The organism is Intrasporangium zincisolvens (assembly GCF_034724055.1).
Lineage (GTDB): Bacteria > Actinomycetota > Actinomycetes > Actinomycetales > Dermatophilaceae > Monashia > Monashia zincisolvens.
In genome coordinates this window covers 703,911-723,016 of the sequence record NZ_JAWIIL010000002.1, presented here as the reverse complement: position 1 = coordinate 723,016, position 19,106 = coordinate 703,911, and the positions used below count along the sequence as shown (strand labels likewise).

Annotated in this window: 17 protein-coding genes; 4 read left to right on the top strand and 13 right to left on the bottom strand. The window is 72.4% G+C overall.

The features are described 5' to 3' along the window. Window positions 1–73 precede the first annotated feature (73 nt). A complete protein-coding gene (locus RY076_RS07675) occupies window positions 74–2,044 on the top strand; it encodes a thioredoxin domain-containing protein (RefSeq protein WP_323097014.1) in 1,971 nt (656 codons plus the stop codon). Between the two features lie 349 nt (window positions 2,045–2,393). Continuing rightward, on the top strand, window positions 2,394–3,284 hold the full coding sequence (locus RY076_RS07670; protein WP_323097013.1) for a response regulator transcription factor: 891 nt from the start codon (window positions 2,394–2,396) through the stop codon (window positions 3,282–3,284). 73 nt (window positions 3,285–3,357) lie between these two features. Here the strand turns inward: RY076_RS07670 and RY076_RS07665 are convergent, their stop codons facing one another. The 7 genes from RY076_RS07665 to RY076_RS07635 all read right to left on the bottom strand — a co-directional run bounded on the left by RY076_RS07665 (window position 3,358) and on the right by RY076_RS07635 (window position 11,382). Beyond that, window positions 3,358–3,750, bottom strand: a complete 393-nt coding sequence (locus RY076_RS07665) for a hypothetical protein (protein WP_323097012.1) — start codon at window positions 3,748–3,750, stop codon at window positions 3,358–3,360. 623 nt (window positions 3,751–4,373) lie between these two features. Continuing rightward, window positions 4,374–5,141, bottom strand: a complete 768-nt coding sequence (locus RY076_RS07660; protein WP_323097011.1) for an FAD:protein FMN transferase — start codon at window positions 5,139–5,141, stop codon at window positions 4,374–4,376. Window positions 5,142–5,187: 46 nt separating this feature from the next. After that, on the bottom strand, window positions 5,188–5,781 hold the full coding sequence (locus RY076_RS07655; RefSeq protein ID WP_323097010.1) for an FMN-binding protein: 594 nt from the start codon (window positions 5,779–5,781) through the stop codon (window positions 5,188–5,190). A 64-nt stretch (window positions 5,782–5,845) separates the two neighbouring features. After that, a complete protein-coding gene (locus RY076_RS07650; RefSeq protein WP_323097009.1) occupies window positions 5,846–7,291 on the bottom strand; it encodes a ferredoxin reductase family protein in 1,446 nt (481 codons plus the stop codon). A 757-nt stretch (window positions 7,292–8,048) separates the two neighbouring features. Then, a complete protein-coding gene (locus tag RY076_RS07645) occupies window positions 8,049–8,831 on the bottom strand; it encodes a TSUP family transporter (RefSeq protein ID WP_323097008.1) in 783 nt (260 codons plus the stop codon). Next, window positions 8,828–9,607 carry an HAD family hydrolase gene (locus tag RY076_RS07640; protein ID WP_323097007.1) on the bottom strand — a complete coding sequence of 260 codons (780 nt, stop codon included), beginning with the start codon at window positions 9,605–9,607 and terminating at the stop codon, window positions 8,828–8,830. Before RY076_RS07640 ends, RY076_RS07645 begins: the two co-directional genes overlap by 4 nt. Next, window positions 9,604–11,382: a proline--tRNA ligase gene (locus RY076_RS07635; protein WP_323097006.1), complete on the bottom strand. Its 1,779-nt coding sequence runs from the start codon at window positions 11,380–11,382 to the stop codon at window positions 9,604–9,606. The genes RY076_RS07640 and RY076_RS07635 overlap by 4 nt, the downstream gene beginning before the upstream one ends. A 159-nt stretch (window positions 11,383–11,541) precedes the next feature. On the opposite strand from RY076_RS07635, the gene RY076_RS07630 reads away from it, so the two are divergent. Next, entirely contained in the window at window positions 11,542–12,354 is an 813-nt protein-coding gene (locus RY076_RS07630; protein ID WP_323097005.1) for a methyltransferase domain-containing protein, read from the top strand. Between the two features lie 71 nt (window positions 12,355–12,425). After that, window positions 12,426–13,274: a GNAT family N-acetyltransferase gene (locus tag RY076_RS07625; RefSeq protein WP_323097004.1), complete on the top strand. Its 849-nt coding sequence runs from the start codon at window positions 12,426–12,428 to the stop codon at window positions 13,272–13,274. Between the two features lie 69 nt (window positions 13,275–13,343). Here the strand turns inward: RY076_RS07625 and RY076_RS07620 are convergent, their stop codons facing one another. The 6 genes from RY076_RS07620 to RY076_RS07595 all read right to left on the bottom strand — a co-directional run bounded on the left by RY076_RS07620 (window position 13,344) and on the right by RY076_RS07595 (window position 19,104). Beyond that, on the bottom strand, window positions 13,344–15,023 hold the full coding sequence (locus tag RY076_RS07620; RefSeq protein ID WP_323097003.1) for an OmpL47-type beta-barrel domain-containing protein: 1,680 nt from the start codon (window positions 15,021–15,023) through the stop codon (window positions 13,344–13,346). Between the two features lies 1 nt (window position 15,024). After that, the gene (locus tag RY076_RS07615) at window positions 15,025–16,152 is read right to left on the bottom strand and encodes a hypothetical protein (RefSeq protein ID WP_323097002.1); all 1,128 of its coding nucleotides are present in this window, start codon (window positions 16,150–16,152) and stop codon (window positions 15,025–15,027) included. 102 nt (window positions 16,153–16,254) lie between these two features. Then, entirely contained in the window at window positions 16,255–16,713 is a 459-nt protein-coding gene (locus tag RY076_RS07610) for a hypothetical protein (protein WP_323097001.1), read from the bottom strand. A gap of 278 nt (window positions 16,714–16,991) precedes the next feature. After that, a complete protein-coding gene (locus tag RY076_RS07605; RefSeq protein ID WP_323097000.1) occupies window positions 16,992–17,408 on the bottom strand; it encodes a DoxX family protein in 417 nt (138 codons plus the stop codon). Window positions 17,409–17,440: 32 nt separating this feature from the next. Next, window positions 17,441–18,286, bottom strand: a complete 846-nt coding sequence (locus tag RY076_RS07600; RefSeq protein WP_323096999.1) for a GNAT family N-acetyltransferase — start codon at window positions 18,284–18,286, stop codon at window positions 17,441–17,443. Between the two features lie 146 nt (window positions 18,287–18,432). Continuing rightward, on the bottom strand, window positions 18,433–19,104 hold the full coding sequence (locus RY076_RS07595; RefSeq protein ID WP_323096998.1) for a nucleoside/nucleotide kinase family protein: 672 nt from the start codon (window positions 19,102–19,104) through the stop codon (window positions 18,433–18,435). Window positions 19,105–19,106: the final 2 nt, after the last annotated feature.

Here is a 19,106-nt window from a genome sequence, read left to right as displayed (position 1 = left end):
GCGCTGGGGGCTGTGTCACCGGCAAGCCTCCGGACCTCCCGGGGCGGTTCGGTCCTGAGCGGAAGGTTGGTCCGTGAACCGTTTGGCTCACTCGACGAGTCCGTATCTCCTGCAGCACCAGGACAACCCGGTGGACTGGCAGGAGTGGGGCGCGGACGCGTTCGCCGAGGCCCGGGAGCGCAACGTGCCGGTGCTCCTGTCGGTCGGGTACGCGGCCTGCCACTGGTGCCACGTCATGGCCCACGAGTCCTTCGAGGACGACACCGTCGCGGCCGCCGTCAACGCGCGGTTCGTGGCGGTCAAGGTCGACCGTGAGGAACGGCCCGACATCGACGCGGTGTACATGTCGGCCGTGACGGCGACGACGGGCCAGGGCGGGTGGCCGATGACGGTGTTCCTCACCCCGGAGGGCGAGCCGTTCTTCGCCGGCACCTACTTCCCGCGCGACCACTTCCTGCGCATGCTCGCCGCCCTCGACGAGGCGTGGCGCACCCGCGAGGACGAGGTGCGCGCGTCGGGCACGCACATCGCCGGCGCCCTCCGAGAGGGCCTGCGCTCCCCCGACCCGCTCGAGCCCGCACCGGACCTGCTCGAGAACGCAGTCGCGCTCCTGGCTCGCCAGTTCGACTCGCGCTCAGCAGGATTCGGCGGGGCGCCGAAGTTCCCGCCGTCCATGGTGCTCGAGTTCCTGCTGCGCCACCACGCCCGCACGGGCGACCCGACGGCGCTCGAGCTCGCGTCGCGGACCCTCGACCGGATGGCCCGCAGCGGCCTCTACGACCAGCTCGGCGGCGGCTTCGCCCGGTACGCCGTCGACGCCGACTGGGTGGTGCCGCACTTCGAGAAGATGCTCTACGACAACGCGCTGCTGCTGCGCGCCTACGCGTCGTGGTGGCGCCTCGGCGGCGGCGACCTCGCCGAGCGCGCCGTCCGCGAGACCGCGACGTTCCTCCTGCGCGACCTGCTCACGCCCGAGGGCGGGTTCGCCTCCTCGCTCGACGCGGACGCCGACGGCGTCGAGGGCCTGACGTACGCGTGGACGCCCGCGCAGCTGCGTGAGGTGCTCGACGAAGAGGGCGGCGTCGTGGCGGGGCTGTTCGGCGTCACGGACGCGGGCACCTTCGAGCACGGCAGCTCGACCCTCCAGCTGGTTCGCGACCCCGACGACCGGGGGTGGTTCGACGGAGTCCGGGCGCGTCTGCTCGATGCTCGTGGCCGGCGCCCGCAGCCGGCGCGCGACGACAAGCTCGTCACGTCGTGGAACGGTCTCGCCGTCGCCGCCCTCGCCGACGCCGGCGCGCTCCTCGGCGAGCCGGCCTGGGTCGAGGCCGCGGCACGCTGTGCCCGGCACGTCCTCGAGGTCCACGTGCGCGACGGCGTCCTGCTGCGGGCCTCGCGCGGCGGCCGAGGCGGCGACGCGCGCGCGGTCGCCGACGACCACGGCAACCTCGCGGAGGGGCTGCTCGCCCTGCACCGGGCCACCGGCGACGCGTCGTGGCTGGCGCACGCCCGCACCGTCCTCGACGGTGCCCGCGCCTTCGCCGCTGAGGACGGCGGCTTCCACGACACCGCCGCCGACGCCGAGCCGCTCTACCTGCGCCCCCGCAGCGCCGCCGACAACGCCGAGCCGTCGGGCCAGTCCGCCCTCGCGGGCGCCTTCGTGGCCCTCGGGGCGCTGACCGGCGACGCCGAGGCCCTGGCCGTGGGTCGGGCCGCCGTCGCTGCGGGGCTCGGGCTCGCCGCGCGCGAGCCGCGCTTCGGCGGGTGGACCCTCGCGGTGGCCGAGGCACTGCTCGACGGGCCGGTGCAGGTGGCCGTCGTCGGCACCGGCCCGGACGCGTCGGCACTGCTCGACATCGCGCGGCGCAGCCCGCGGCCGGGCGCCGTCGTCGTGGCCGGGTCGCCCGAGGCCCCCGGCGTGCCGCTGCTCGCGGGCCGGCCGCTGTCGGGCGGCCGGCCGACAGCCTACGTGTGCCGCGGCATGGTGTGCGACCTGCCGGTCACGGACCCGGACGCCCTCGCGGGGCGGCTCGCCGCGCTCTGACGGACCACGGACCTGCGGCGCGGTCGGGCGTGCGCTCGACCGTGGGGCCGGGCGTTGGCTCGGGGGTTGGCTCGGGCTCGGGCTCGGTCGTGGCGGCGGACGCCGGAGCCCCGGTTGCGCGCTCCGGTGTCCGCCCCTCCCGGGCAGCCCGAGGGCCACGGATCCGACGGACCGTCCGAGGCCCACGGGAGTCAGGGGTTTCCCGGGGCATCTCGGACGGCCCGGGTCCAGTCTCGGCGACGGACCGCAACGCAGCCGGGGCCCCAGATGCAAGAAATCCGCAAGATCGCGGCGTCCACTTGTTCCGGTTCGTGGGTGCGTCATCCGCCCCATCTGTCACAATCCACGCATGACGGGCACCGAGCGCAGAGCAGTCGTCGTCGAGGACGACGACGACATCCGTCAGCTCATCACGCACAGCCTCGGCATGCAGGGCTTCGCCGTCGCCGTCGCGCGCAGCGGCCGCGAGGCCATCGACCTCGTCACCTCGACCGACCCCGACCTCGTCACCCTCGACCTCGGCCTGCCCGACCTCGACGGCATCGAAGTGTGCCGCCGGGTCCGCGAGACGAGCCAGGCGTACATCATCATGATCAGCGCCCGCACCGAGGAGATCGACCGCCTCATGGGCCTCGAGACCGGTGCCGACGACTACCTGACCAAGCCGTTCAGCCCGCGCGAGCTGCAGGTGCGGGTCAATGCCCTGCTGCGCCGGCCCCGAACGTCCTGGGACCCGTCCGCCGGCGCCACCGGCCCGATTCCCGTCGTCGGCACCAACGGCACCAACGGCGCCAACGGCGTCCACGGGGCCGGAGCCCCGGACCCGACCGCGCACCCGATCACCAACGGACACGACGCCGGGCTCGCCGGGCCTGCAGGGCACACCGCACGGGGGCACCGTTCCGACGCCGGCGACGCGGATCCCGTGGTCCGCCACGGACTGCTTGCCGTCGACACCGAGAGCCGCACCGTGACCGTCGACGAGACCGAGGTCGAGCTGACGCGCACGGAGTTCGACCTGCTGACGACGATGCTCGCAGCCCCGCGCCGCGTCTGGTCGCGGGCCGTCCTGCTCGACACGCTCTGGGGCGCCGGATGGTCGTCGGAGGAGCACCTCGTCGAGGTGCACGTCGGCAACCTGCGCCGCAAGCTGACCCGGGCTGCACCCGAGGGCTCCCGCCCGCTCATCCGCACCGTGCGCGGCGTCGGCTACCGCATGGAGGAGCCGGACGCCCTGTAGACGTCCGGCTCCTACCCCACGGCGCTCACCCGACCGGTCCGGCCCACCCAGCCGACCACCGGTCCGCCGCGGTCTAGCCGCGCTCCGACCCGGACAGGTGCAGCCAGAGGGCCGCCTCCGTCTCCGCGGTGTCGCGCGCGAGATCTCCGAGGCACTCCCACGTGTGCTCGGTGTCGCCCCGCTCGAGGGCGTCGATGACGAGGGTCGTGCGGGCGGCGAGGCGCCGGGCGCCCACCGTTCCCGACGTGACCCGCAGGCTGAGCAGGACCTCGAGGGCCCCGTCGAGGTCGCCGGTCGTCAGCGCCGCCTCGACGCGTCCGACGCGCTCGGCGAGCAGGCGCAGGTAGGTCCGGGCGACCGATGTGGCCACCTGCTGGCTCTCGAGCTCCTCGCCGAGGGTGAACAGGGTGCCGGGCTCGAAGACCGGCTCGAGGTCGGCTGCCACGTGCAGCGGCGTCTCACACATCGGTGCGCTCCTTCGCGGTGGTGTCCTCGGTCCAGCTCCGGGGCGGGGCGGCCAGGACTGCGACACCGAGCACGCCCCAGGCCACCCAGCTCTGTCGCGCCCCCCTGGCTGCCGCCTGGAGGGAGGCGGTGGCGTCGGAGGCTCGACGCGAGCCGTCCCGGCACAACGGCCACGAATCGAGGGCCCTGCTGGTCGTCGCGCTCACTTCGGTCTCCCCTCCCAGTCCTGCTCGGTGCCTGCTCCCGGGCCCCCCGGGCGGGGTGACCGGGCCGGGTCCCTACCCGACCCGGCCACCCTGGTGGTGGCTCCGTCGTCTCTCCCCCACGACGGGCCGCGGCGCACCGGGCGAGGTCCCCACCCGGCCTGGTGCGCCGAGGTCAGTGGTCCGTGGTCGGCCCGCCGACGTCGTCTCGTTGCTGTCTGGCAGTGACCACTGTGTCGGGGCAACCACAAGACGGCGTGCTATTGAATGCAGGCTTTGCGCAAGAAAGCCGCAAGGCCGTCCATCCGACAATTCGGATGAGCGGCCTTGCGGCACAGGGTGATTCAGTAACGAAGCAGGGCGAATGCGGCGAATCGGACAAGCGGTGGAAAGGCCCCTGGGTCGCGGGCATTCGGCCCGGTCACAGCTCGGTCGACAGGTAGTCGCGCGCCGTCGACGCGAAGCGCTCGCGGGCCGCCGCTCCCCCGACGAACAGAGCGGTGGCCCAGATGTCGGCCCAGACGAGGCGCGGGCCGACGACGGTCACCGACCCCTGGCGCCCGACCTGCTCACCGGTCGCCGGGTCGTAGAGGTGCGCGCCGCGGGCCGCCGTGCCCGAGGTCGCGACGGCACCGTGCGTCAGGCTGACGGTGCTCGCGATCTGGCTGCGGTCGAGCGGGTCCTCGATGCCGACCCGCCAGGTGATCGCGTCCGGGCCCTCGAGGGGCAGGTCGGGGTGGGCGCCGATGAGCAGGTCCCCACCGGCGTTGACGCAGTACGACGTCCCCGGCAGTCCGACGAGGTGCTCGGCCGCGAGGTCGACCGCCCAGCCCTTCACGAGTCCGGTGGGGTCGAACGCGAGGTCGCCGTCGGGGGTGGGCAACAGCGTCGTGAAGGCGCCTCCGGTGACGCGCTCGGCCTCCTCGCCGATCGCGAGCGCCTCCGCGACGCGCGGGCTCGCCTCGGACAGCTCGATCTCCTCGCGGCGCAGGCGCATGAGGTCGGAGTCGTCGCGGTAGGTCGAGAACGTCGCGTCCATCTCGCGCAGCAGCGCGTAGGCGGCGGCCACGGCGGCCTCGGCCGCGGGAGCCTCCGCGCCGGGGCCGCGCAGGTGGATGCTCACCGGCATCCCCATGACCTGCTCGACCCAGGCACGGCGAGCCGGCGTCGCCCGGGGCTTGGCATCCACGTTCACATCGTCCTCCTTGCGTCGGTGTCCGGCCGCCGTACGGCGGTCAGATGTTCGCCTTGTCGATGGCCGACTGGAGCGACTGCGTGTAGCCCTCCCAGGTCACGGTCGCGCCGGAGACGACGTCGATGTTCGCCGACTGGGCCTGCACGGCCTCGCTGTTGTAGATCGGCACGGCCTGCGAGTTGATCATCTGGTCGTGGCGGTCGTTGTACGGCACCTGGAGCACGTTGACGTCGGTGATCTTGCCGCTCTGCACGGTGATCTGGACCTGCACGTCGCCGTAGCGCGTCCCGAAGGCGTCGCCGTCGTAGGTCTTCGCCGCGCTCGAGCCGCTCGAGCCGCTCGAGCCGGACGACGAGCCCGAACCTGACGCGTCCGTCGACCCCGACGAGTCGGTGGAGCCGGACGAGCTCGACCCGCCGGAGCTCGACCCGCCGGAGCTCGACCCGCCGGAGCTCGACCCGTCCGCGCCGCCCGACGCGCCCCCCGAGGTCGTCGTCTGCTGCTTGGTGCTCGCGGTGACCTGACGCATCTCGGCCGTCGCCACCGCTGCGGTCGAGGACCGGGAGGTGCTGTAGCTGAAGAGCAGGACGAGCACGGTCAGCGTGCTCATGGCCCAGATGACGATGCGTCGCATGGTGTGGGTCTCGTTTCGTGGGTTCGTACGGTCGTGGGGGCTCGTGACGCGGCAGGGCCGCTGGTCAGTAGCTGAAGCGCTCGTGGTGGACGGCGTCCGGGGCGACCCCGGCGGCGTGGGCGGCGTCGATGACGAGGTCCATCCACGCGGGGGTGCCGCAGACGTAGACGTCGCGGTAGGCGACGTCGGGGACGATGCGCAGGAGGGCCTCGGCGTCGGAGAGGTGGGCGGCGTCCTGCGGGAGCCAGCTGTCGCGGCCACTGGCCCGCGGCCCGATGACTGCGACGACGCGGGCGCCCTTCGCGCGGGCGAGGTCGAGCAGCTCGTCGGCCAGTACGATGTCGGACTCGCGGCTCACCCGGTAGATGACGACGGTGGCGTCGGGGCCGGCCGGCAGGTCCTCGAGGAGCGCACGCAGCGGGGTGATGCCGATGCCCGCACCGATGAGCACCGCCTTGTCGCGGGTGGCGACGCCGGCGTGCAGGCGGCCGTACGGACCCTCGAGGAGCACCTTCGTGCCGGGCCGCAGGGCCGCCAGGCGGCTGCTGCCGTCACCGACCGCGGCGGCCGTGATCCGGAGGGTGCGCCCGTCGGGCGCCGCCGAGAGGCTGTAGGGGTTGGCGCGCGTCCAGCCCGGACCGTCCAGGAAGCGCCACTGGAAGAACTGGCCGGCACGGACGGGGAGCCGGTGCAGGTGGCGCCCGGCGACGGTGACCGACGTGACGGTCGGTGACTCGGTGACGACGTCGGTGACGACGAGCCGGTGCCGCTGCGAGCGGAACACCGGCAGCCCGACGCGGTAGACGAGGACCGCGGCGAGCGAGGCCCCGTAGAGGCCCCACCAGAAGACCGCGGCCACGGTGTTGGAGCGGAAGTCCTGGCCGGTCCACAGCTGGTGCGGCAGGGCGAGGCCGGCGCCGAGGTAGGCGTAGAGGTGCAGCAGGTGCCACGACTCGTACCGCAGCCGGCGGCGGGCGGCACGGACCGAGGTGACGACGACCATGACGAGCGCGATCGCCCCGGCCAGGGCGAGGAGCATGCCCGGCGAGTGGAGCACCTCGTCGAGGAACGTGCCGACGACCCCGAGGTTGGTGCCCTGGTCGTAGCCGAGGATCGTCAGCACGATGTGGGCCAGCATGAGGTTGAACGAGGTGAACCCGACGAGGCGGTGCACCCGCGCGAGCTCGTCCTGGCCCCAGGCCTGCTCGACGATCGGGATGCGCGCCATGAGGAGCACCTGCAGCAGGATGAGCACCGACGCCACCAGCCCGAAGAGGCGCCCGACGTTCGTCAGCGCGTCGCCGACGGTGCCGAAGGCGGTGAGCCCGCCGCCGGCGACCCACAGGGCCACGACGAAGAGGACCAGTGCCCACGCCACGGCGGCCGAGGCGTCACGCCACCACAGCGGCATCCGCCCTCGGGCGATGCCGAAGGGGCGGTGCCCGGCGGTTCCGGCGTCCGGGGCGGCATGACTCAAGGGAGTGCCCTCGGAGGTGACGACTGCGCTCATGGTTGAACATTCACGATCCGCGCTGTGATTCTCCTGTGGGACACACAGGACGCGAGTATGAGCACGAATCGGTCACCCGCCGGTGCGACCCGCGCCAGCTCGGCGCACCCGCTCACATCGTGTGGTGCGGCCTCCACCAGTCCTGCGTCGAGTGAGCACCCAGCCACACGCGTCACAGTCGCCGCACGTCCTCGGGTGACCAGTGGGACGGATGGGGCGCAGCGCTCACTCGATCGAGAAGGGCAACGCCACCCCATGGTCGAGTGAGCACCCAGCCACACGCGTCACAGTCGCCGCACGTCCTCGGGTGACCAGTGGGACGGATGGGGCGCAGCGCTCACTCGATCGAGAAGGGCAACGCCACCCCATGGTCGAGTGAGCACCCAGCCACACGCGTCACAGTCGCCGCACGTCCTCGGGTGACCAGTGGGACGGATGGGGCGCAGCGCTCACTCGATCGAGAAGGGCAACGCCACCCCATGGTCGAGTGAGCACCCAGCCACACGCGTCACAGTCGCCGCACGTCCTCGGGTGACCAGTGGGACGGATGGGGCGCAGCGCTGACTCGATCGAGAAGGGCAACGCCACCCCCATGGTCGAGTGAGCACCCAGCCTCGCGCGTCACAGCCTCGGTGGGGTCCACGACGTGGGCCGTGTGACGGGTGGGACGAAGCGCTCACTCGATGAAGGAAAGGGGGGACGGGGCAGTCCCGGGACGAGTGGGTGCGCACCGGCGACGCGGGACGTGTCGAGGCCGTCAGGGCCAGATGCCGAGGAGGCTCCCGCCGATCTTGACGATGAACGCCGTGACGATGACGACGAAGACGGCACGCACGAAACCGCTGCCGCGGGCCACGGCGGTGCGCGCCCCGACGTACCCGCCGAGCAGGTTGGCCCCGGCGATCACGACGCCGACCTTGAGGATGACCAGGCCCATCGGAGCGAACACGGCGAGTGCGCCGAGGTTCGTCGCGCAGTTCGTGATCTTCGCCTTGGCGCTCGCCTCGAGGAACGCGTACCCGAGCAGCCCGACGAGGGCGAAGACGAGGAAGGACCCCGTGCCGGGCCCGAGCGCGCCGTCGTAGACACCGATGACGAAGCCGGTGAGCATGGCGAGCACGACGTGCCGGGCCCCGTGGAACCGCCGCATCGACTCCCGGCCGAGGTCGGGCTTCAGGAGCGTGTACGCGCCGACGGCGACGAGCAGCACGAGGATGATCGGGTTGAACGCCGACTTCGGGATGTGCAGGCCGATGACGGCGCCGAGGATCGAGCCGACGAACGCGACGCCCGCCATCGGCAGGGCGGTGCGCAGGTCGGGCTTGACGCGTCGGTAGTAGGTCACCGAGCTCGTCGCCGTACCGAAGATCGAGCCGAACTTGTTCGTCGCGAGCAGCTGGGCAGGGCTCGCCCCGGGGAGCAGGACGAGCAGCGCCGGCAGCTGGACGAGCCCGCCGCCGCCGACGACGGCATCGATCCAGCCCGCGGCGAAGGCGGCGACGCCGAGCAGTGCCAGCGTCGTCAGGGTCGGGTCGCTCACGGCGCGGTCACGCCGTCCGCACCCTCGTTCCAGGCGGCCACGATGGTGGCGATCTCGAGCAGCTCGTGCGCCACCGCGTCGGGCGTCGCCTCGTGGGAGACCTGCTGGTCGACGGGGATCTGCGAGTGCGGGATCCAGATCGCCCGCATGCCGGCCTGCTGCGGGCCGTGGACGTCCTCGTAGGAGCGGTCCCCGACGTAGGCGCACTCCCCCGGGTCGACGCCGAGGACCTCGGCCGCGTGCACGAAGATCTCCGTCTGCGGCTTCACCCACGGCGTCTCGCTCGAGTAGACGTCGCCGTCGATGAGGTGCAGGACCTCGTCACGCTCGAAGATGCCACGGTGGTAGTCGCGGTCCCAGATCGTGTTGGACAGCACACCGACCCGGATGTCGTTGGCGCGCAAGGCTTCCCACAGCGGGGTGATGTCCGGGTGGGTCAGCGTGTGCGGCTCCCAGAAGTCGCGGTAGGCGGTGAGGCCGGCCTCGGTCGTGGCATGGCCCGGCTCGAGCCCGCACTCGGCGAGGATCTCGTGCAGCCGCGCGCTCGCGCCCTCGGCGCGGCCGCGCTGCCACGCGCGGTCCTCTGCGGCGTACAGGGCGGAGGCGAGGTCGTCGCGGGAGCAGGCGAGCAGGCCGACGGCGTCCACGAACGTCGTCCACTGGGCGCGCATGTCCACCGTGTGCCACGGCGTGATGGTGCCGCCCCAGTCGAAGATGACGGCGCGCACGGGGCGGGCACCCCCGGCGGGGCGGCCCGGAAGGTCGCCCGTCGTCACGAGCGCTCGACCTCGGCGGTGACCTCGGCGGTGACGACCGGCACGACCTCGTCGACGGCCACCTCGCGACGCTCGCCCGAGCGTCGGTCCTTGACCTCCACGACGCCGTCGGCCAGGCCACGCCCGACGACGACGATCGTCGGCACGCCGACGAGCTCGGAGTCCTTGAACTTCACGCCGGGGCTGACGCCCTTGCGGTCGTCGACGAGCACCGACAGGCCCTGGGTCTCGAGCTCGCGCGCGATCTCCTCGGCCTTGACGAACATCGCCTCGTCCTTGCCGGCCACGACGATGTGCACGTCGACCGGCGACAGCTCGCGCGGCCAGATGATCCCGGCGTCGTCGTGGTTGCCCTCGACGACGCACGCGACGGCGCGCGACACACCGACGCCGTAGGAGCCCATGACGACGGTGACGAGCTTGCCGTTCTGGTCGAGGACCTTGAGGTCGAGCGCCTCGGCGTACTTCGTGCCGAGCTGGAAGACGTGACCCATCTCGATGCCGCGCGCGCTCGAGAGCGTGTGGTCGCACGTCGGGCACGGGTCACCGGGGCGCACCTCGGCGGCCTCGATGGTGCCGTCGGCGGTGAAGTCGCGGCCCGCGACGAGGTCGATGACGTGCTGCCCGGCGACGTTGGCGCCGGTGACCCAGCGGGTGCCCTCGCCGATCCGCGGGTCGAGCAGGTAGCGGATGCCGGTGCTGCCCTCGGTGCCGAGCGCGCCGGGGCCGATGTAGCCCTTGACGAGCGCCGGGTTGGCGGCGAAGTCGGCCTCGGTGAACGCCTCGACCTCGGCCGGCTCGACTTGGGCGCCGAGGCGCTTCTCGTCGACCTCGCGGTCGCCGGGCACGCCGATGGCGAGCGGCTCGCGGGTGCCGTCGGGGTGCACGAGCACGACGACGACGTTCTTGAGCGTGTCGCCGGCCGTCCACGAGCGGTCCTCGCGGGGGAAGCGCTCGTTGAGGTGGGCGACGAGCGTCTCGATGGTCGGGGTGTCGGGGGTGTCCTCGGCGTGCGCGGCCGGGACGCCGTCCCAGCCGACGGCGTCGGGTGCGGGAACCCGGACGGCCTCGACGTTGGCGGCGTAGCCGCAGCTGGTGCAGTGGACGTAGGTGTCCTCGCCGACCTCGGCGGTGGCGAGGAACTCCTCGCTCTTGCTGCCGCCCATCGCTCCGGCCATCGCCTCGACGATGACGTAGTGGAAGCCGAGCCGGTCGAAGATCCGGACGTAGGCCTCGCGGTGCAGCTGGTAGCTCTTGTCGAGCCCGGCCGTGTCGACGTCGAAGGAGTAGGAGTCCTTCATGACGAACTCGCGGCCGCGGAGCACACCGGCGCGCGGACGGGCCTCGTCGCGGTACTTCGTCTGGATCTGGTAGATCGAGAGCGGCAGGTCCTTGTAGGAGCTGAAGAGGTCCTTGACCGTGAGGGTGAACATCTCCTCGTGCGTCGGGCCGAGGAGGTGTTCGGCGCCCTTGCGGTCCTGGAGCCGGAAGATGTTGTCGCCGTACTCGGTCCAGCGGCCGGTGGCCTCGAAGGGCTCGCGGGGCAGCAGCGCCGGGAACAGCAGCTCCTGCGCGCCGATGGCGTCCATCTCCTCGCGGACGATGCGCTCGACGTTGCGCAGCACGCGCAGGCCGAGGGGCAGCCACGTGTACACCCCGGGGCTGACGCGGCGCACGTAGCCGGCGCGGACGAGCAGCTTGTGGCTCGGGACCTCTGCGTCCGCCGGGTCCTCGCGAAGAGTTCGCAGGAACAGGGACGACATGTGCAGGGCCACCGGGACTCCTTCGGGTGCGTCGCTCGGGTGAGCGCGGATGAACCCCGGAAGGATATCGGGCGGGCGTCCGGCACTCCGACCCCGTTTCGCCGGGAGGTGGAGATGCCGGACCGCTGAGACGTCACGGCGCCTTCCCGACGCCCGGCGTAGCGTCCGGACATGGCCGACGTCTACCTGCACGGGCACCACTCGAGCGTCCTCGCCTCGCACGGCGCGCGGACCGCGGCCGACTCGGCCGCCTACCTGCTGCCGCACCTGCGTCCGGGCCTCTCGGTGCTCGACGTCGGGTGCGGTCCGGGCACCGTCACCCTCGACCTCGCCGAGGCCGTCGCACCGGGGGTGGTCGTCGGCGTCGAGAACGTCGAAGGACCGCTGGTCGAGGCCCGCCGGCACGCCGCGGCCCGCGGCGACGAGCGTACGCGTTTCGAGATCGCCGACGTGGCCGCGCTCCCCCACGCCGACGGGACGTTCGACGTGACCCACGCCCACCAGGTGCTCCAGCACCTCACCGACCCGGTGGGTGCCCTGCGCGAGATGGCCCGCGTGACGCGTCCGGGCGGTGTCGTCGCCGTCCGCGACGTCGACTACGCGTCGATGGTGTGGCACCCCGCGTCGGAGGGCATGACCCGCTGGCTCGACACCTACCGGAGGCTCGCCCGCCTCAACCACGCCGAGCCCGACGCCGGGCGGCACCTGCTCGCGTGGGCGCACGCCGCGGGCCTGACGCGGCTGACGCCGACGGCGTCGCTGTGGACCTACGCGACGCCGGCGCAGTGCGCCTGGTGGGGCGGGGTGTGGGCCCGACGCGTCGTCGACTCGACGTTCGCGACGCAGGCGCTCGACCGCGGGCTCGCGACGCAGGAGGACCTCGAGGCGATGCGGGAGGCGTGGCTCGCGTGGTCGAGCCACCCCGACGCGTGGTTCGCGATGACCCACGCCGAGCTCGTGGTCCGGGTGGCCCCGGCCGCCTGACCGCGACGCCGGCGCGCCGACGCCTCGAAAACGGCGCGCGGCCGTCCTTGTGCGTCTGCGAGATTGGACGCATGCCTGCACCGCTGACGCTGCACGTGACCTCCGACCCCACCGAGGCCGTGTCGTGGTTCGCCGGCCTCGTCGAGCGTGAGCCGCAGGCCCTCAGCGTCGTGGCGAGCGTGACCGCGGGCATCCTGCACGACCCGACGCGTTACCCGGGCGCCCGCTGGTGGGCGGGGCACGACGGCACCGACGTCGTCGCGGCCTTCATGCACACGCCGCCGTTTCCCCTCCACGTCGCGTTCGCCACCTCGGACGACGCCCGGGCGCTGGCGGTCGCGCTCGCCGGCCAGGGTGACGACCTGCCGGGTGTGGGCGGGCTGCGTGAGCCGGCCGAGGCGTTCGCCGACGAGTGGGTGCGACACACGCGGTGCTCGGCCCGGACCTCGATGGAGGTCGGCCGTTTCGAACTGCCCCGGCGGGCCGTCGTGCCGTTCGACGTGCCGGGCACGTTCCGCCGCGCCACGGCGGAGGACCTTCCCGTCGTCGACGCGTGGCACCAGGAGTTCGTCGACGCCATCGAGGGTCCCGGGCAGCGAGCCGCTCCGGGGCTCGACGCTCAGGTCGCTGATGGCCGGGTCGGCCTGTGGGTCGACGACGGCACAGTCGTGTCGATGGCGTACGCCTCGCCCGCAAGCGGCGGCCTGACCCGCGTCTCCGGGGTGTGGACCCCGCCCGCCCTGCGCGGGCACGGCTACGCCAGCGGCGTCGTCGCGGCCCTGTCGAACGAGCGGCTCGACGCCGGCGAGGCGTGCATGCTCTTCACCGACCTCGCCAACCCGACGTCGAACGCGATCTACCTGGCCATGGGCTACCGCCGCGTCGGCGACGCCGTGACGATCGCGTTCGACCCCGCCTGACGCGTCGGCGGACCGGTGGCCGTCCGGCCGAGGGCGAGCACCCTCCGCGGCGCCCGCCTCGGCCGTCGGCTACTTGGACAACGAGGCCGTCGCGGACGCCAGGCTCCCCGACGTCGCGGTGATTCGGTCCGTCCACCCCTGGCCCGTTCCACCCTTGTATGTCGAACCGCTTGTCGTCTGGGCGGGGCCGGAGCTCGGGAGAGTGAGCGACAACGGAGTCAGGGAGCCGCCGGTCGTGTCCTTGACGAAAGAGAGCGTGACGGTTGCGTTGCCCGTGTAGTTGTTCACGGTGTTGCCCCAGTTGTCGGTGACGCTGACCTTGACCAACAGGGTGTTGTTGTTGCCGAAACCGGTCACCGTGCAGGCGAACAGGCAGCCCGGGGCGCCGACTCCCGTGCTGGCGTTCGTGGACCAGGCGAGATGCGTTGCCGGACCAGCCGACACGGTGATCGAGCTGCTGCCCACAACCTGCGGGCCACTTCCCTCCGTAGCGGTGAGAGCCGCGGTTTCAGCCCTCTTCAGCGTGATCGACGCCGTGCCAACTCCGTTGGCGAACGTCACCGATGCCGGGTAGAGCGGAGTCAGCGTGTCGCTGGTCGTCGGCTTGTCGAGGGAGGTGCTCGGACCTGTGAACGCGACGGTCTTCGTGCCGGAGTAGCCCGTGGCGGTGCTGCCGTCGGAGGAGGTGGCCGTGAGCGTGGCGGTGAACGCGGTACCGGCCACCGCCGACGAGGGCATCGTGAGGACGAAGCGGATCGTCGACTTCGTCGTGCTCCTCGAGGCCGGTGCACTGTTGCCGGCGGCATCGGTCGCCGTTGCCGTGTAGGTGATGCTCCCGTCGCGCAGGGCGGTCACGGCGATGCCCGACGCCGACCAGCTCGTACCGGTGACGGCGGCCGTCACCGGCGCGGTCGACCGGGTGCCGTCGGTGGCCACGACGGTCACGCTCGCACCGGCCTCGACGGTCCCCGACGCGGACGTGCTCGCCATGTTCGCAGCGTTGATCGCGCTCGGCACCGAGACCACACTCACGCTGGGAGCGACGGTGTCGATCCTGACGGTGGTCGTCTTCGTCGTGCTCGCGTTGCCGGCCCGGTCTGTCGCGAAGTACGAGACGACGTTCGTTTCCTGGCTGCTCAGGCTGACGCTGGCCGAGGACCCCGTCACGGTCGTGGGCGTGCCGGCGCCGACCCACCACGTCACGGAGGCGACACCGCTGCCGCCAGCAGAGTCCGTGGCCGTCAGGGTGACCGTCACCGGCGTCGTCGTGTTGTAGCCGGCGCCGTTCGGCGTGGGGGACACGACGGCGGAGACGGACGGCGCGGCGGTGTCGACGAGCACGCTGTTGCTGCTCGTGCTCGTCGCGGTCCACGTGCGGTGCACGGCCGTGACCGTGTACGAGTACGTGCCGTCCGAGACCCCGCTGTCGGTGCAGGTCGTCGTCGTGACGGGCGCGGAGGGCGTGCCGCACGTCGTGGCCCTGCCGTCCGAGCGCGTCGCGTAGTAGCCGGAGGCCGGGGCACCCGTCGAGAGCGACGCGGCGGTCCACGTCAGGGAGACGGAGCCTGCGTTCGCGGTCGCGGCGACGTTCGTCGGTGCGCTCATCGTCGCGACCTTCGCCTGGCCACTGCCGGCACCGACCGCGTTCCAGTAGGCCCAGGCGGACGAGCCGACGGCCGTCAGGCCGAGCGCCAGTGCTCCGGCCAGCACGAGGCGGCGGGCCGTCGAGATCGCTCGCAAGCGGGTCATGTCAGGTCCCCTGTCCGCTGCCGGCGTAGGCGAGCGTCACGGTGGCGCCCTTGCAGCCGTCCTGGTTGACCGGGCGGTCGAGGAGCGTCAGAGCGGGCCAGTCGCTCTGGGCGACGCCGAGCTGTGCCAGCGTCATCGTCGAGCTGCCGGCGACGGTGAGCGGGTAAGGCCCGCCGTACTGCCGCACCTGGTAGTCGGCGGTCGAGCAGGCGAGACTCGCAGCGACGGCCGACGGCGTCCGCGTGACAGAGGTGACCGTCACGGTGAGGTTGGTGACGGCGACCGGCTTCTTGTTCGGGTTGGTCAGCGCCAGGGCCAGGGGCGCGGTGACCCCGGGCGCCAGCGGCGTCTGCGCCGTCCCGGCGATCGTGAAGGCCTTGCCGCTCGTCGTGACCGTGAGCTGCACGCTCGCGTAGGCGTAGCGGGTCGTCCCCGCGTCGTCACTGCCGGACGCGACGAGGTAGAGCGTGTAGGTGCCGTCGGAGGCGGTGGCGGGCACGTCGACCTGGAGCGTGGCCGTCGACCCGGTGGTCGAGTTCGGCGTGTAGCCCCAGGTGGCGCCGGACGGCAGTCCCCCGGAGACGCTGAATGAGACGGGGCCCCGCATCCCCGTCCGCGACAGCTGCATCGAGTACACGGCGCTCGAGCCGGCAGCGAGGGTCGTGGCGGCCGGCGTCGCGCTCATCGTCAGAGACCCGGAGAGCTGGTAGTTGACGGTGAGGCCCGCCGTGACGTCACCACTCGTCTTGCCGCTCGTCGCGGTGAAGGTCGGGCTCGAGGAGCCGACCGGGGTCGTCGACGTCGTCGTGACGGTGACGCTGGCGGTGGCCGTCGATCCGGTGCCGGACGCGGCGAGCGTCACCGTGGCCGGCGTGAACGAAGCCGTCGCACCGGACGGAAGGCCGGACGCCGTGAGCGTCGCGGTGCCGGCGAAGCCGTTGGTGCTGCCCAGGGTCAGGGTGTAGGTGGTCGCGCCGCCCCTCGTGACTGACTGGCTCGCCGGCGATACCTGCACCGTGATGCCGGGCTTGGCCGCCACCGCGTAGACGACGCCTGCGACGAGCACCATCACCGCGACGACGAGCGCGGCTGTCAGCCCGCTGCGTCGTACCGCCCGGTTCGCCTTCATCTGACCTGTCCCCTGAGTGAGTCTGCTTGTGCTGCTTGGTGATCCGACCCCGTCGGGGATGGACCGGGCGCCATCGGGCCGCCCGGTCCACCCCGGACCGGATCAGTTGCTCGTGAGCGTGAGCGTGATCTTCGCACCCTTGCAGGCGTCCTGGTTGGCGTCGGTGTCGGCGAAGGCCAGCGTCCCCGATCCGACCGCGAAGCCGTTCGCCTTCGCGGGGACCGTGGTGTTGGAGACGACATTTCCGATGGTGAAGTCGGACGCCAGGCAGCCCGACTTGTCGGTGGAGACGACCGCCGAGATCGTGCCGACACGGAGGCTCGAGGTACCCGCGTTGTCAGCGGTGTAGCTCACCGTCTCGGAGGCGCCGGGTGTGAGGCCGTCGGCGAAGCTGGCGTGCAGGACGATGGTCCCGTTCGCGGTGGCGTTGGTGGCCGTACCGGTGCCATCACCGGTCGTGCTCCAGTAGGCGACGGCGCCGCCGGCGGCCGCGACGGTCAGGACACCCGAGGTCAGGATGACGGCGGTCTTCTTCTTCATCTGGAACTTGGACGTGCGCATGACGAATTCCCCCCAGTGAGGTCAGTGGATTTCAGACGAAGACGCCTTCCAGCCCATGTCGGACGGGGCGTCTGAGAGAGAAAGGAACCACAGCGGTTCCATTCTTCGTCGCGAATTCGACTGAAGTGCAAGAAAACTGGGCGATCAGTCCCTTATGTCCCTTTCCATGGAATGGGACAAAAGTGGACGATCAGGGATATGTCCAATCGGGCGATTCGGACCATTCGACGGGCACGAAAACCATACGGGTCCGACGGGCGGCCGCGCGAGATCCAGGCTCAGCGCACGACGCCGGCAGCGCGCAGCCCGGCCCGGATCATCGGCCACTGGAGCGGCAGGCGCGCGACCGTCGCCGCGAGGAAGCCCTGCCGCGCGCGGTCCTCCGGCGCCCGGTCGAGGCGACGCTTGGCCTGGGCCGTCATCGTGACGTTCGCCGGGAAAACGCCGACGAGCAGCGCGGCCGATGCCAGCCCGGCCACCCGACGCGTCGAGGGCACGAGAAGCCCTACAGCACAAGCGATCTCGGCGGCGCCCGACACGAGAACCAGAGCACGACGGTTCGGCAGCGCCTTGGGCACGATCCGCTCGAACGGCTCCGGACGCACGAAGTGCATGACCCCCGACGTGAGGAAGAGGCCGGCCAGGGCGATGCCGTCGCCGGCGAGCCGGGCAGGAGGGTTGAGGCGCTTCGTCATGGACGCAGCCTAGGCGTCGGTGCCGGTGCCGGTCAGAGCAGGACGGTGGTGAACGCGCCGACCTCGTGGAACCCGCACCGGTCGTAGGTGGCCCGGGCCGCGACGTTGAAGTCGTTGACGTAGAGCGACACCTCGTCGGCGGGCCCGGCGAGCGCCTGCTCGACCACCGCCGCCATCGCCGGTACCGCCAGGCCCTGTCCCCGCAGCCTCGGGTGCAGCCACACGCCCTGCACCTGCGCGCACCCGAGCGCCAGCGAGCCGATGTCCGCCTTGAAGACGACCTCGCCGTCCTGGATCCGCACGTAGGTGTGGCCCTGCCGGATCAGCGCCGCGATGCTGGCGCGGTAACCGCGGTCGGAGCCGTGGTACGGCGGGTAGCCGATCTCCTCGGTGAACATGTGCGCCGCGGCCGGCAGCACGAGGTCGACCTCGTCGAGGGTCGCCGGGCGGACCCGGTCGTCGAGGTCGACGCCGAGGCTCGACGGCGGGGTCGACGTGGCCAGGAGGGGCTGGTGGGTGCGGACGGCGCGGACGGGTCCCCAGGAGGGACCGAGCCGGTCCCAGAGCCCGACGACCTGCTCGCTGGGCCCGAAGATCGACGCGCACTGGCGCCGCATCCGAAGGATCCGCGTCGCGACCGCCGTGACGCCGGCGTCGTCGAGCTCGACCGGCACGACGTTGGCGCTGACCCACGCCAGACCGGTGAGGTCACCGGCCTCGACGTGACCGATGAGCGAGCCCGGGGACGCGGAGATGCTGCCCTCGAGGATGCGCGCGGCGACGAACACGTTGGCCACCCGGTCGCGAGCGCACAGCGCGAGGGCCGTGTCGCGGTCGGCGGTCGACAGCGACCGCACGGGGAGGCGTTGGCGGAGCACCTCCCAAGAGTGACGGTCGGAGGCCCGCTTGTCACCTGCGGCTCGCAGCGGCGACCCCATCGTGACCTCGGCGTTGTCGTCCCGCGTTGGCCGCCCGGCGCCTCGCGATGTCGGACCGCACCACGCGGGCGCCCTCCCGACGCGGCTCAGTCGTGGTTGCGGTGCAGCACCGGCGCGTCGAGGTCGGTGTTGTCGAGCACCCACGTCGCGTGGGCGCGCGGGTCGGCCTCGGCGAGGTAGAGCCGCTGACCGCCGACGTAGCGGCTGTTCGGCTCGGCCTCCGGGTCCGGGTCGTGGCCCTGGCCGAACCGGGCGTTGCCACGAGGCACCGACACCGCGAACGGCACGTCGACGAACACGACGGCGTCCCACGCGTCGGCGAGGTCGGCGCGCTGCAGGAAGATGCCGTCGACGAGCAGCAGGGTGTCGACGCCCACCGGCACCGGCAGCGGCGTGACGGGCTCGTCGCGCTCGACGTCGTTGACGGCGGGCGTGACTGGAAGCCCGGCCCGGAACGGCTCGAGCACGGCGCGACGGAACGAGGCGTAGTCGTAGGAGTCCTCGTAGAAGGACTCCGGCCCACGCCCGCGTGCGATGCGTTCGGCGCGCGGGCGGTGGAATCCGTCGACCGAGACCCGCAGCACCTCCCGGCGGGCTCCGACGACCTCGGCCAGCTGGTCGGCCAGGACCGTCTTGCCGGCACCGTCGACGCCGTCGACCCCGACCGCGACGCGTCGCCCGGGGTGCAGCGCGACGAGGTCGTCCGCGAGCTCGCGGACGACCTCGAAGCGGCCCGTCGCCGGGACGGGCGGGCGCACGG